Here is a 13,661-nt window from a genome sequence, read left to right on the forward strand (position 1 = left end):
TTAATGTGTGAATTCCCAATAATCTATGTGGGCAAAGTCTTCTTTATTGCCTTTGAATACAAAGTACAGATCAAATATACCAGTGTTGGGAATAGATACGTCCGTTGTAATTGTTTTCCAGGACTCCCAGTCTCCTGTGGGAACAATGTTCAGAGTACCTATCAGCAATCCGTTTTCACTTTCCAGACGGATTTCAATATTTCCACCTTTTGGAGCTCCACATGAGATAAAAGCTTTAAATTTGGAAAGACCTTCTTTGGTGAAATTCACTCCCTGTACTTTTATATAATCCCCGTCGTTGGCAGAACTTACAATCCGGTTATCCGGAGCACTTTTTCGGGCTTCGGTGTTGATGCCCCAACCTTTTGCCATGGTTTCCGCTTCATTCCGTTTGTACGGATTGATGTATTTTAATTGGGGTAAACCGTCACGTGTGGCTGATACCGTCCGGATAGTACCATCTTCATTGTGTATTAAATGATCCAGACAGACACTACGCATATATTCGCGTGAACGTTTGTCTGCTTCCCCTTTCACATAGGCCACTTCCCGATTATGGTATGCAATATAATATTCGCCTTTGAATGGAAAGATGGAATGATGATTGTTGAAGCCGTCGTTGATGGGTGGGTTAGGTAATATTAATCCCGGCTGGGAGAAAGGTCCCATTGGATGCTCACTCATTACATACTCAATGTTGGCGGGAAAGCTGAAATGATGCCCGGCATACGAATAATAATACTTGTTTTTATATTTATGTACAAATGAAGCTTCGAAGAAGCCGGGAGTATTGGGGTGTATGGCTTTACCTTCAACTTCTGTCAGGTTATCTTTCAATTTAATGATTCGTGAATTGCCGGGATCACCCCCTCCGAAATAAAGAAAGGCTTGTCCGTCATCTTCTATCCAAACGCTTGGATCGAAACACCACATACCCCATTGTCCGCTACCGGGTTGCACTCCTGGAGTATTCATATCAACCATGGGGGTGTCCCGATTGTCTATATAAGGACCAATTGGACTGTTACTGGTTGCTACGCCAATACCTCCGCAATTGCCGTCACCGTAATAGAGATAGAATTGGTTGTTGTGATAAACAACGCATGGTGCCCAGGTCAATTGGGCTCCCCATCTTGAGTCTTTAGCATGGAATACTTCACCGTGGTCTGTCCAATTCTTTAAATCGTCAGTTGAGATACAAGTGATATCATTCATAAAATATCCGTATCCTCTTTGAGGGTTATAGGTATCATGTGAACAAAACAGATACAGTCGTCCATTGTATTCTATTCCCCATGGGTCAGCTGTATATCGTTGCCAAAACAATGGATAATCCGCCTTGCTGATTGATGTAAATGATGCAAACAGTAATAAGCAGAAAAGTGATTTTTTAAGAAAATAAGTGGTTTTCATGACATTGCATATTTATTGAATGATTTTGACTTCTTTTCCGACAGTGATTCCCGCTTCATTGAAACTGTCTATTGCGAAATAATAAGTCTGGTCTGCGTTCAATATGTTAATGGATACCTTGTTATCTTCATATACTAGATAATTATGGTATAATTTGTCTTTCTGTGTACCGAACCGGATATTGTATCCGATGGCATCCTCTACTTTATTCCAGTTCAGATTTACAGTTCTGCGATTATTACTATTTCTGGTTAATTTCGTGAACTGTGCAGTTGCTGGAACCGGTTTATCTGCTTTTCCAAATACTCTTAGGCCGGAAATGGAAAATTTTCCGGAAGGGAAATATATATTGGTTACACGAATATATCTGGTGTTTACCGGTTTGTCCAATTGGATGTAGTCGTTAGGGGCTTCTACCTTGTTCTTTGATTTGTCGACTGTCATATTCCATATAATACCATCTTGGGAATCTTCTATTCGGTATTGGTAATAGGTAGAATCTGTTTTTCCCGATATATTGGCATCTTGGTCGGCAAAATTAATTTGAATGGCGTATACTTTGGAATTTTGCCCTAAATCAACCGTTAAGAATTCTCCTTTGTTAGCTGTTTCAGCACTCCACCATGTTCTTATATCTTCATTCACGGCATTCTTTGTAGGGTAGCCTTCCAATGTAGATGAAGCTTCAACTTCCTTTTTATAAGACAGGAGCATCCATCCTGGGAATAAATCTTGTGGAGAGGTTATTTTCTTGTCGGGAACAATCATTGGATAGTCTCCCCATGCAGTGTATGCATAAGCATCACCGTCTTCGTCAAAAAAAGTAGGGTATAATGAAATTCTTCTTTCAAACATATGCCTTTGGGAGATGGTAGAGGTGCCGATATTCCAGTAGTTTCCATATAAGTCTTGGAATGTACTTCCATGTCCGATGCCATTGACAAAACCTTCGGGCTTATAGGAGAAAGGGTTGTGTTTGAGTAATGTAAATGGACCTAATGGATTCTCTGATACATAAACTCCGTTGTTGTAGCTTTTAAACTCTGTACCGGGTACTGCATATTGCAGGTAATATTTTCCTTTGTATTGGTTCATCCATGCTCCTTCGAGCCAGCCTGTGTGCTTATAATTAGTGTTGTAGTCTCCAGCCACTTCCCAGCCGTACTTTTCGGCATTACTGTAGAATAGGGGAGTAGCTTCTCCTTTGGGCATAAAGGTGTTTTTATTCAGTTCTACTCCCATCATTGGGGTGGCTGCACCGGAACCGTAATATAGATAAATTTTATCGTTATCCGAATCGTAGAATAACATTGGGTCTGCCAGGATATAAGGGAATTGATCGGTTACCAATTCCCATTTTCCGGATTTAGGGTCATGGCTTTTATATATCTTATTAGTTGCTATGGATGCAGTGAAATAAATCTCTCCATTCATTTCCATAACGGTAGGGGCATATTTTTCAATGGGGAGATCGTCAGTAGTTATTAAATTCCAGTGGATAAGATCCGATGAATGAAAATAGCCACCCGATTTAGATAAAAATAGGTAATATTCATTTTGAAATTTAATCATGCTGGGATCTGCCGCTTCACGCCAGGATGGTGAATTCAACGAAAAGCGATAACTTAAATTGACAGGATTACAGATTGTCTTAAAGCTGTTCTTTTTTCCTTCACACGCTGCCAGAAGTGCGGAAAACAAAAGTAGTAACAGGCAATATTTATTTATGTTTTTCATTTTTTTATTATAGTTCTTCTATTGTGATGTCTTTATATAGAGCTTCGCAAGCTTTGCCTTCATGAATCTGTAAAGCAATATATCCTATTTGTGGAATTCTGCCTATCTGTACATCGGGGTGAGGGGTGTCAACAAAAGGTTCGAAATAATCTAATGTTTGTATTCCATTCAGCCAAATACGAACACGCGGGCCTTCGCAGCGAATGATATAAGAGTTCCACTCTCTAGCATTGTAAGTAGGATTTTTAGCAAGGGGATTCCCTAAAAAGTCCCAGCGACGTTGTTCATCGTAGAGTGCTCCCTTTTTCCAGGAGATAATATCTGCTTGGTAGCCTATCATTTCATGCTCTTTGCCTTTTTCGGTTTGGGGCTGGCTACGGAATTGAATACCGGCATTATAGGAGTCGTCTGCGCAGTTAATTTTGAATTTCAGGCGTAGCTCGAAGTTACCGTATTCACGGTCTGAACGTAAGAATTCATTTTGAGGTATTTCCATTTCGGTATTTCCACCTATTATGGCATCTTCTTCTATACGAAACCATTTCATACTTTCCTTGCCGTTGTTACCAGTCCACCCTTTGAAGGTCTTTCCGTTGAATATGGGTTTTCCTTTAAACTCTTGTAATATATTTATGGGTGAAGAAACAGACTTTTCTTTTGTAGGTATAAGTGATAGATATTGTATATCCGGTAGTGCCTCTTTGTGTACCAACTTACCTTTTTCATCTTTTACTAAAGAAAGTTGAATACCTTGAAGGCTTATGTTCGTTTCTCCAGTTGTAGGGACTCTTATAACACCTAAGTTCTTTTCGTGGTATTCATTCCAGCCAGCTGTCGGTTGTATTAGTGTAGCAAATTGTTGTTGTCCTGCTGTAACAGTTATTGCACTTCCTTGATAAGGTTCGGAATATTTCAAGCATACGGTATAGTTTCCTTTTTTTAAAAACGTTTTCCATGAAATCTGTTGTTCCGTATTGTTCCAGCCGTGTATTGTTGCCAATGTGTCTTTATCTTTATCACAGATGTTTAGTCCGCCTTTTGTAGATGCATTTCTTGCCCATAGTTTTATAGGTTTATTATTATTGTCGGCTTGCTTGTTCTTAAGCAATTCTTTACTGAGTTGACGAAGATAGACTACACCGGGAGTTATATACTTCAAGGGTTCATCTTGATCTCTTTCATATTCAAATACGATAATGGGAGTAGCTCCTTTTCTATTCAGATAAGTTAATAACTCTTTTATTTGTGCAGCTCCTTCTCCTAATGTAACATCTTTCCCGTTTTTGTCGCAACGGTCTACATCGCGGAAGTGGAAATGGTACATACGTCCGGCGTCGGTATATCTTTTTACGACTTCATATACGTTGGTACCGTCACGCATGAAATGTCCTACATCCACAGAAGCGCCAATGTATTTACTTCTATCTTTACAATCAGCTAATACGTCTTCCGGATTCCAATACGGTGAACCGTGAGCTTTGGGATGATTGGTGAGAAACATATAAACGCCATATTTCTGACATAGTTTATCATAAAAATCCATACTTCCGGGACCTGATGCGATACGGACAGGGTCAGTTGTAAGGGCCATTTTCCACTCTTTGCAGAATTGGAAGAGCTTTTCTGTTTGTCCGTTTTCTGCATCTTCCTTACTTGGACGGCAATAGAATGAAGTGAGAGTCACACCTTTTTCCTTGCATTTATTTTTAATTTTTTGTTTGGTTTCTTCTGATATTTGCCATGGGTTGAATCTTTCTTCTTTTCCTCTTTCTATGGTTTGCCAGATTGTGGCTTCTACATATTTCAGACCTAAATCTGCGGCGGCATCAATAGCATCAAAAAGAGAATAGCGAGTAAAGGTATAAGACTGAATACCGACTTTCCAACCTATTTTATCAAAGTCGGATGCAATCTCTGTTGTTTTATTTCGGGTATATCCGTTGGCGGTTACTCCGAAACTTAACAGGATTATCAATGTCAGTTGTAGATAAAGTGAGACGTGTTTCATAATACTAATAAGTTAAGAATTCTGTCTGCAAATGTAGGGTAGAGACAGAAAAAAGACTCCCCTTTTCAGATATTTTATTTTGCAATTTAGGTAAAAAAAGCTTCTGAAAGGGTGCGCAAGTGGGTTTCTGTACTTTATTTATATTTCGGTGGGTGTTTTCCCGAAGTGCTTTTTAAAAGCGCGGCTGAAAATGCTGAGGCTGGAGAAACCGGAGAGCTCGCTGACTTCGGTTACAGTATATTGACCGGATTGCAAAAGTTTGAGCGCATGGTTCATGCGTACGGCTTTGATAAAGTCGGAAGGGGATTGGTCTGTCAATGTTTTGATTTTCTTGTATAAGAGTGAAGGGCTAACATTCATAGCTGCGGCAAACTCTTCTTTTCCAAATTCACTGTTGGCGATGTTTTCATTGATAACAGCTATCGCTTTGTTAACAAACGGATCGTTAGGTTTACTTTGGAGTACGGACTTTTCTTCGCGAGTAGTTGGTTGGCTTTGCGCCATTTTTTCTTGCATGAGCACTTGGGCGGCATCGGCGATGAGCCTGTCATTGGTACTCTTTCTTTTTAAACGGTTCGAATAGCTTTTGAAAGCGTAAATGATGTAACCGCCGATGCATAGGCTTATAAGAATTGCAAACCACCAAGTCTTCCAAAAGGGAGGTGTGATATGTATGTTCAAGCTACGTTCATCTATAATTTGTGATAGAGAGCCATCGTACATTCTGATATGCAATTTGAAGTCTCCGCCGGGAAGATTGGTGTAATTAATAAAATGAAGTTCAGAGGGACGACTCCAGTTCGTATCCAGTCCTTCCAATAGCCATGAGAATTTCATGTTTCTTGCAGAACCTCCTGTTGGCAGGAGCTCTAACATGAAATTGTTTTGAGTATAATTCAGGGATAGTCTCTTTTGTTGATTGACCGGGGTATTATTTAATAAATGGGGGATTGTACGGATGGAACGACCGGCTACGGTGATGTTTTGGAAGAAAATCTTTCCTTTGGGACGAGTCTCCTGAAGCAGCTTGGGAGTAAACATTATTGCACCGTTATTCGTTCCCCAAACCAGTTTGCCATTCTTTAGTCTCGTGCAGGAGTTGACACAAAAAGTTGTGTTTGAAAGGGAGTAGACGGAAGTATACGACCGGATAGTATTGTTTAAGATATTGAGCCTGCACAAACCGCTTTCAGTACCAATCCATAAAAAGCCGTTATCCAATAAGATACTGTTTACATAGTTGGATGTCAGACCGGATTCTGTGGTAAATCGCTCTGTTTGCCGTTTGTCATAATCATATTTTATCAGCCCGTCTCGGCAAGTTGCAATCCATACAGTGTTATCGGTTACTACTACATCTTGTGCCAAACTACCTTCAACTAAAGCTTCTATTGTTCCGTGATTTTTATCCAGTAAGAACAAGCCGTGTGAAGTTGTGAGTAATAGCTTCCCCAGAGCGAGTTCGGCAAATGCACTGACAGGTTGGATTGGATATTCTCGAAAACTATTTTCTTTATTTCGATAACAGGATAGATTCTGGTTGCCGCCAATCCATACATCTCCTTCTGCATCCACAAAGCAATCAAAGATAAAGTCTCCTGAGAAACCGGGAGTATGAGTCTTTGAGGAATAATGTTGAAGTGTTTGTCCGGTTTTTCCGTCCAGTAAATAAACGCCGGAAGAATAGCTACCTGCCCAGATACGTCCTTGACTATCTTCGCATAAAGATAAAAACACCTTTGCTTGCTCTGATTTGTCCCGATAATAATGGTTCCATTTATTGGATATAGGATTCCAGCGGCTTAAGCCATTGTTTGTTGCAAACCATATATACCCTTTATGATCTTCTATAATCTTGTTTACATAATTGTTACCTAAAGAATTCGGATTGTTTATTTGATAGGTTATGGGGATAATCAGGGAATTGCCGTTTTCAAAAAAAGACAGTTTTCCGGTGTATGTGGCTACCCAATTTCTGGATTCATCGCAGAGAATATCATATACCCCGTCACCTCGAAGTGAAAAGGGGTTATTTAGGTCTTCTTTGTAAATGTTGAGAAGTTTATCTCCTTTTTCGCTGATATGCCATATGCCTTGACCGTCAATACCGATTAAAAGAGTATTATTGGCGTCTTTCTTTATTGTAAGAATCGGTTGTTTCGGAAAGCCCTTGATTGGTATGGCTGATAATGTTTTTTGAGTGATATCATAATAAAAAAGGCCGGCCGCTCCGGTACCAATCCATAGGCGGTCGAGCTGCTCGTCATAGTACAAACTGGGTATCTGAAAAAAATCTTTTGCATTGTATGGGTAAATGAGACGGCTTTTTAATGTTGGCATCTCCAGCAATGAGATACCGGCTGATGTAATATAAAACAGTTGATTATTTTTATAAAAGGTGAGTTGCTTTATTTCCTTTTCCGATTGTGTGATTCTTGTAAGTGTATTGTTTTCATATTTAAATAGCCCGGTTGAGGAGGCAATCCAAAGGGTTCCGGTTTTATCGGCCGTAATAGTTCCTATGGTGATATGGTTGTTGCCGGTTTCTTCTCGTAAGTCTGCCAAAAAGAGAAAACGGTCTGTAACTTCGTCGTAATGGAATATCTGACTGTTATTAGTGTAAGAGAATAGTTGTGAATTGCCGTAAGTCAGTTTTACAAATACAAAATCGGTGGTTTTACAAGGTAGCTCATAATTGCGGCAGTCTCCCTCAGTTACTCTCAAAATCCCGGTTTTAGTGGAAGCCCAGATAAAGCCATGCTTATCTTTGCAGATAGAAAATGCTTCTCCCGATGTTATGCCATAAATATCACTGATGTTGTAGAATTTGGTATTGGCTGGGAAAGAATTCAAACTTATGAAAAGTAGAGTAAATATCAGAAGTATGACTTTTGCTTTTGATGTAGTTTGAACTTTTTTCATGAGGAAAACTTCATTCATGAGAAGCGGGTGGAGCGTATCGGACTCGAACCGATCACCTCGACACTGCCAGTGTCGCGCTCTAGCCAGATGAGCTAACGCCCCGTTGCTAACGTTTGCAGAGCTACCTGCATTTTTGATGGCGCAAATATAATGCATTATTCTGAAATAATTGCTATGTTTGCGAAATAAAATGAAAAAAGAAGTTATGTTGATATATAATACGACCTATCACGTAGAGGAAGGACAGGAAAAATACTTCCTTACCTGGATGCAGGAATTCTATCTTCCTGAAGTGGAAAAGCACGGTACGCTGTATGCTCCGCGCATAGCACGCATACTGAGTCATATTGAAGAGGGAAGCATATGTTACTCAGTACAGTTTGAGGTGGAAAACTCGGCTAAGCTGCATCGTTGGCATCAGGAGCAAGGCGTGAAGCTGAATGAAGAATTGCTGAAAATCTTTAAAGACAAAGTAATCGGTTTTCCGACATTGATGGAGGTAATTGTGTGATACAACCGGTAAAAGAAAAAATCATTCTGGGCATCGACCCCGGTACTACCATTATGGGGTATGGAGTGTTGCGCGTGGCGGGAGTGAAGCCCGAAATGATTGCTATGGGTATCATAGACCTTCGCAAGTTTGGCGATCACTACCTGAAGCTTCGCCATATCCACGAACGGGTGTTGGGCATTATTGAGAGTTATCTGCCGGATGAACTTGCCATTGAAGCGCCTTTCTTTGGAAAAAACGTGCAGTCTATGCTGAAGCTGGGACGTGCGCAAGGTGTGGCTATGGCTGCCGCTTTGAGCCGTGATATTCCTATTACGGAATATGCCCCTTTGAAGATAAAAATGGCAATAACCGGAAACGGACAGGCGTCTAAGGAACAAGTGGCTGATATGCTGCAGCGTATGCTCCACTTTCCCAAAGAGGAGATGCCCGTATTTATGGACGCTACCGATGGGCTTGCCGCCGCTTATTGCCACTTTCTGCAAATGGGGCGGCCCGCTATGGAGAAGGGCTATCACAGTTGGAAGGATTTTATAGCCAAGAATCCCGACAAAATAAAACGGTAGTCCCGTACCTTATATTTCGAATTTAATACTTTACACTTAAAATACTAGCCATGAAATTAAATGATCTTGTCATTATCGGAGTAGCGGCGACAACGGTAGTCAGTTGTGCCCCCTCGAAGAAAGAATATACCTCATACGAACTTTATCCTGTCCGTACGGGCAGTCTGGCTGAAATGGAGTATACTCCGGGCGCTACGCAGTTTACGCTTTGGTCGCCTACGGCAGATGAAGTACGCCTGATGCTGTATGATGCGGGAGACGGCGGGCACGCTTATGAAACGGTAGCTATGTCACCTGCCGAAAACGGTACGTGGACGGCTAAGGTAGAGCGGGATTTGAAAGGCAAGTTCTATACGTTCAATGTAAGAATCAACGGTAAGTGGTTGGGTGATACGCCGGGCATCAATGCACAGGCAGTAGGTGTGAACGGCAAGCGTGCGGCGGTTATCGATATGCGTGAAACCGATCCGGAAGGCTGGGCGGAAGATAAACGTCCGCCGCTGGCATCGCCTGCCGATGTGATTATCTATGAGATGCATCACCGGGACTTCTCCGTAGACCCTTCATCGGGCATCCGGAATAAGGGTAAGTTCCTTGCCATGACGGAGACGGGAACAGTCAATCCCGATAAATTGTCAACCGGTATCGACCACTTGAAAGAGCTGGGAGTGACACACGTGCACATCCTGCCTTCCTATGACTATGCCTCTGTGGACGAAACCAAGCTGAACGAGAATCAATACAACTGGGGATATGACCCTCAGAACTATAATGTGCCCGACGGTTCTTACTCTACCAATCCTTACAAGCCGGATGTACGTATCCGCGAGTTCAAACAAATGGTACAGGCTTTGCATAAGGCGGGCATTCGTGTGGTGCTGGACGTAGTGTACAATCATACTTTCAATACGGTTGAGAGCAATTTCGAGCGTACTGTTCCCGGATACTTCTATCGTCAGAAACCTGACGGAAGTTTTGCGGACGCTTCTGCCTGCGGCAATGAAACGGCGAGCAACCGTTCCATGATGCGCAAATATATAGTAGAGTCCGTTTTGCATTGGATAAACGAGTATCATATTGACGGCTTCCGCTTCGACCTGATGGGAATCCATGACATCGAAACCATGAACGAGATACGCAAGGCGGCAACAGCGGTAGATTCCACAATCTTTATATATGGTGAAGGTTGGGCTGCATCGGCTCCCCAAATGTCACAGGATTCGTTGGCAATGAAGGCTAATACCTATAAGATGCCGGGTATCGCCGCTTTCTCCGATGAGATGCGTGATGCACTGCGCGGTCCTTTCAATGATAACCATCAGGGAGCTTTCCTTGCCGGGCTGCCCGGAGGAGAGGAGAGCATCAAGTTCGGTATTGTGGGTGCAGTGAAGCATCCGCAAGTCAATAATGAACAGGTGAATTATAGCAAAGCCCCGTGGGCGGAACAACCCACGCAGATGATTAGCTACGTGTCTTGCCATGATGATATGTGCTTGGTGGACAGATTGAAAGCGAGTATTCCGGGCATCACTCCCGAAGAACTTGCCCGGTTGGACAAACTGGCGCAGACAGCGGTATTTACTTCGCAGGGCGTACCCTTTATTTATGCGGGCGAGGAGGTGATGCGCGACAAGAAAGGTGTACATAACAGTTACCAGAGCCCGGACTCCATCAATGCCATCGACTGGAAACGCAAGACGGAGCACGCCGATGTGTTTGCCTATTATAAAGGGTTGATTCAGCTACGCAAGCATCATCCGGCTTTCCGCTTAGGAGATGCCGAACTGGTTCGTAAGCATCTGGAATTCCTGCCGGTTGAGGGCAGTAACGTGGTGGCCTATCGGTTGAAAGAGAATGCCGGGGGCGATGCGTGGGGCGATATATATGTAGTGCTGAATTCACGCAAGGAAGCGGCTAAGGTTTCAGTGCCCGAAGGCAAATATACGGTGGTCTGCAAGGACGGCTTCATCAGTGAACAAGGTTTGGGTACGATGTACGGGCCGGAAATCTCCGTTCCGGCGCAGTCGGCACTTATTTTCTATAAATAGGGAAAGCAGGCTTTTCGAGTATGTCAAACGGAATTTTCAAGCATATCAAATGAATTTATCAAGTGTATCAAACGGAATTATCATCGTAAGAAAACAGATTATCTGTTTCGTCAGAATACATGGTCTGTTTTACTAAAACGCATAATCTGTTTCATTAAAACGCATTATCTGTTCTGTCACTCAGAAGAGTTTGTGACTCCTAACAAGACAAACCATTAAAAATGATACAACAACATACCTTGCAGATAACGGAAGGAGTAGCGCGCAATCCGCTTATTCGTCTGTCACACCCTGTCACTCTTGACTTTCTCGATGGAGAGCATATAGCTATTGTTGGCCCTAACGGAGCCGGGAAAAGCCTGTTGGTAGATTTGCTTACGGGTAGATATCCCTTGCGTGACGGCACACTGGCGTACGATTTCCGCCCCTCCGCCACGCAAACTGCCTACGACAACATCAAGTACATTGCTTTCCGTGATACCTACGGTTCTGCCGACGCCAATTACTACTATCAGCAACGTTGGAATGCCCACGACCAAGAGGACGCCCCGCTGGTGCGTGAGCTGTTGGGTGAGGTGAAGGACGAAGCTCTCAAACAACAACTGTTCGACCTTTTCCGTATCGAGCCGATGCTTGATAAGAAAATCATTCTTCTTTCCAGTGGCGAACTCCGCAAGTTTCAGATGACCAAGACATTGCTTACAGCTCCGCGCATCCTCATCATGGACAATCCTTTCATCGGACTGGATGCCGCCACACGCGAACTGTTGTTCAATGTGCTGGAGAAACTGGCGCAACTCGCTTCCCTGCAAATCGTGTTGGTTCTCTCCATGCTGGATGATATACCGTCTTTCATCACTCACGTAGTCCCCGTTGACAATAAAGTGGCGGGAGAGAAAATGGAACGTGCTGTCTATATGCAGGCTTTCCATGAGCAAGACGCTATGCGTGCTGAGGCAGATGCCGCCTTTTTCAGTGAATTGCAGCAACGCATTATCGACCTTCCTTATGAAAACACTAACTTCACTTCGGACGAAGTTGTCCGTTTGAATAAAGTCAGTATCCGCTATGACGACCGCACAATCTTGAAAGAACTGGACTGGACGGTGATGCGCGGACAGAAGTGGGCTTTGAGCGGCGAGAACGGCGCAGGCAAATCCACCTTGCTTAGCTTGGTGTGTGCGGACAATCCGCAGTCTTATGCCTGCGACATCAGCCTGTTCGGACGTAAGCGGGGGACGGGTGAGAGTATTTGGGAAATCAAGAAACACATAGGTTATGTCAGCCCGGAGATGCATCGCGCTTATCTGAAGAATCTGCCGGCTATCGAAATCGTAGCTTCCGGACTGCATGACAGTATCGGTCTGTACAAGCGTACGCACACCGGCCAAATGGCTGTGTGCGAGTGGTGGATGGATGTTTTCGGCGTGGCGGGTTTGAAAGACAAGCCTTTCCTGCAACTCTCCAGCGGCGAGCAACGTCTTGCCCTGTTGGCGCGTGCTTTTGTGAAAGACCCCGAACTGCTGATTCTTGACGAACCCTTGCATGGACTGGATACGTATAACCGTCGTCGCGTAAAGAAAATCATAGAGGCTTTTTGCCGTCGTAGGGATAAAACAATGATAATGGTGACTCATTACGAGAACGAACTTCCTGCCACGATTAGCGACCGCCTGTACTTGAAGCGCAACCGCTAAAATATCCGGCTGATAAAGAACAAACAACAATGTAAATCGTTATATTTGTGGAATTAATCCTTAAACTATTTACATTATGAAGTTCTTTATCGACACTGCAAATTTAGACCAGATTCGGGAAGCCTACGATATGGGCGTACTCGACGGAGTGACTACCAACCCCTCACTCATGGCAAAAGAGGGTATCAAGGGAGTGGAAAACCAGCGCAAGCATTACGTGGACATCTGCAATATAGTGCGGGGAGATGTAAGCGCGGAGGTGATTGCCACCGACTATGAGGGTATGATTAAGGAAGGTGAAGAACTCGCCGCACTCAACCCGCACATTGTGGTGAAAGTGCCTTGCATTGCAGACGGAATAAAAGCCATCAAATATTTTTCGGGAAAAGGTATCCGTACCAACTGCACACTGGTGTTCTCCGTGGGGCAGGCTTTACTGGCGGCAAAAGCCGGGGCAACTTACGTTTCGCCGTTTGTGGGGCGCCTTGACGATATCTGTGAGGACGGCGTGGCCTTGGTGGGCAGTATTGTAGAAATGTACCGCTATTATGGTTATGAAACTCAGGTGCTTGCTGCATCCATCCGCCATACCGCACATATTGTCCAATGTATAGAAGCAGGAGCCGATGTAGCCACGTGCCCGCTTTCCGCCATAAAAGGCCTGTTGAACCATCCGCTGACAGATGCCGGGTTAAAGAAGTTCCTCGAAGACTATAAACGTGTGAACGGATAATCCGGAAAAGCCTATAAGCCTATCTT

Annotated in this window: 9 protein-coding genes and 1 tRNA gene; 5 read left to right on the plus strand and 5 right to left on the minus strand. The window is 43.4% G+C overall.

Annotation, left to right across the window (positions count from 1 at the left end; translation table 11 throughout):
* The 5 genes from KG118_RS05880 to KG118_RS05900 all read right to left on the minus strand — a co-directional run bounded on the left by KG118_RS05880 (window position 1) and on the right by KG118_RS05900 (window position 8,182).
* Window positions 1-1,413, minus strand: a complete 1,413-nt coding sequence (locus tag KG118_RS05880; protein ID WP_117711338.1) for a glycoside hydrolase family 43 protein — start codon at window positions 1,411-1,413, stop codon at window positions 1-3.
* A 12-nt stretch (window positions 1,414-1,425) separates the two neighbouring features.
* Window positions 1,426-3,150 (minus strand): family 43 glycosylhydrolase, encoded by a 1,725-nt coding sequence (locus KG118_RS05885; RefSeq protein WP_117711339.1) that lies wholly within the window; start codon window positions 3,148-3,150, stop codon window positions 1,426-1,428.
* Window positions 3,151-3,157: 7 nt separating this feature from the next.
* Window positions 3,158-5,158, minus strand: a complete 2,001-nt coding sequence (locus tag KG118_RS05890) for a family 16 glycoside hydrolase (protein ID WP_117711340.1) — start codon at window positions 5,156-5,158, stop codon at window positions 3,158-3,160.
* Between the two features lie 138 nt (window positions 5,159-5,296).
* Window positions 5,297-8,080 carry a two-component regulator propeller domain-containing protein gene (locus tag KG118_RS05895; RefSeq protein ID WP_117711463.1) on the minus strand — a complete coding sequence of 928 codons (2,784 nt, stop codon included), beginning with the start codon at window positions 8,078-8,080 and terminating at the stop codon, window positions 5,297-5,299.
* 28 nt (window positions 8,081-8,108) lie between these two features.
* Window positions 8,109-8,182 (minus strand) — tRNA-Ala (locus KG118_RS05900).
* A gap of 103 nt (window positions 8,183-8,285) precedes the next feature.
* Here KG118_RS05900 and KG118_RS05905 point away from each other — a divergent pair.
* The 5 genes from KG118_RS05905 to fsa all read left to right on the plus strand — a co-directional run bounded on the left by KG118_RS05905 (window position 8,286) and on the right by fsa (window position 13,635).
* Complete coding sequence (locus KG118_RS05905) at window positions 8,286-8,591, plus strand: DUF4286 family protein (RefSeq protein WP_117711464.1); 306 nt, start codon at window positions 8,286-8,288, stop codon at window positions 8,589-8,591.
* On the plus strand, window positions 8,588-9,157 hold the full coding sequence (gene ruvC / locus KG118_RS05910) for a crossover junction endodeoxyribonuclease RuvC (RefSeq protein ID WP_117711341.1): 570 nt from the start codon (window positions 8,588-8,590) through the stop codon (window positions 9,155-9,157). Before KG118_RS05905 ends, ruvC begins: the two co-directional genes overlap by 4 nt.
* Window positions 9,158-9,207: 50 nt before the next feature.
* Window positions 9,208-11,205 carry a type I pullulanase gene (pulA, locus tag KG118_RS05915; protein WP_117711342.1) on the plus strand — a complete coding sequence of 666 codons (1,998 nt, stop codon included), beginning with the start codon at window positions 9,208-9,210 and terminating at the stop codon, window positions 11,203-11,205.
* Window positions 11,206-11,426: 221 nt separating this feature from the next.
* Window positions 11,427-12,902 (plus strand): ATP-binding cassette domain-containing protein, encoded by a 1,476-nt coding sequence (locus KG118_RS05920; protein ID WP_249671461.1) that lies wholly within the window; start codon window positions 11,427-11,429, stop codon window positions 12,900-12,902.
* A gap of 76 nt (window positions 12,903-12,978) precedes the next feature.
* Window positions 12,979-13,635: a fructose-6-phosphate aldolase gene (fsa, locus tag KG118_RS05925; protein WP_117711343.1), complete on the plus strand. Its 657-nt coding sequence runs from the start codon at window positions 12,979-12,981 to the stop codon at window positions 13,633-13,635.
* Window positions 13,636-13,661 lie beyond the last annotated feature (26 nt).

The sequence above is a fragment of the Bacteroides propionicigenes genome (assembly GCF_018390535.1).
GTDB classification, from domain to species: Bacteria; Bacteroidota; Bacteroidia; order Bacteroidales; family Bacteroidaceae; genus Bacteroides; species Bacteroides propionicigenes.

What these genes read in the sequence shown, in the direction of transcription:
- KG118_RS05905 (WP_117711464.1), top strand. Translation starts at nt 8,286, where the DNA reads ATGTTGATATATAATACGACCTATCACGTAGAGGAAGGACAGGAAAAA.
- pulA (WP_117711342.1), top strand. Translation starts at nt 9,208, where the DNA reads ATGAAATTAAATGATCTTGTCATTATCGGAGTAGCGGCGACAACGGTA.
- KG118_RS05895 (WP_117711463.1), bottom strand. Translation starts at nt 8,080, where the DNA reads ATGAAAAAAGTTCAAACTACATCAAAAGCAAAAGTCATACTTCTGATA.
- KG118_RS05890 (WP_117711340.1), bottom strand. Translation starts at nt 5,158, where the DNA reads ATGAAACACGTCTCACTTTATCTACAACTGACATTGATAATCCTGTTA.
- KG118_RS05880 (WP_117711338.1), bottom strand. Translation starts at nt 1,413, where the DNA reads ATGAAAACCACTTATTTTCTTAAAAAATCACTTTTCTGCTTATTACTG.
- KG118_RS05885 (WP_117711339.1), bottom strand. Translation starts at nt 3,150, where the DNA reads ATGAAAAACATAAATAAATATTGCCTGTTACTACTTTTGTTTTCCGCA.
- KG118_RS05920 (WP_249671461.1), top strand. Translation starts at nt 11,427, where the DNA reads ATGATACAACAACATACCTTGCAGATAACGGAAGGAGTAGCGCGCAAT.
- fsa (WP_117711343.1), top strand. Translation starts at nt 12,979, where the DNA reads ATGAAGTTCTTTATCGACACTGCAAATTTAGACCAGATTCGGGAAGCC.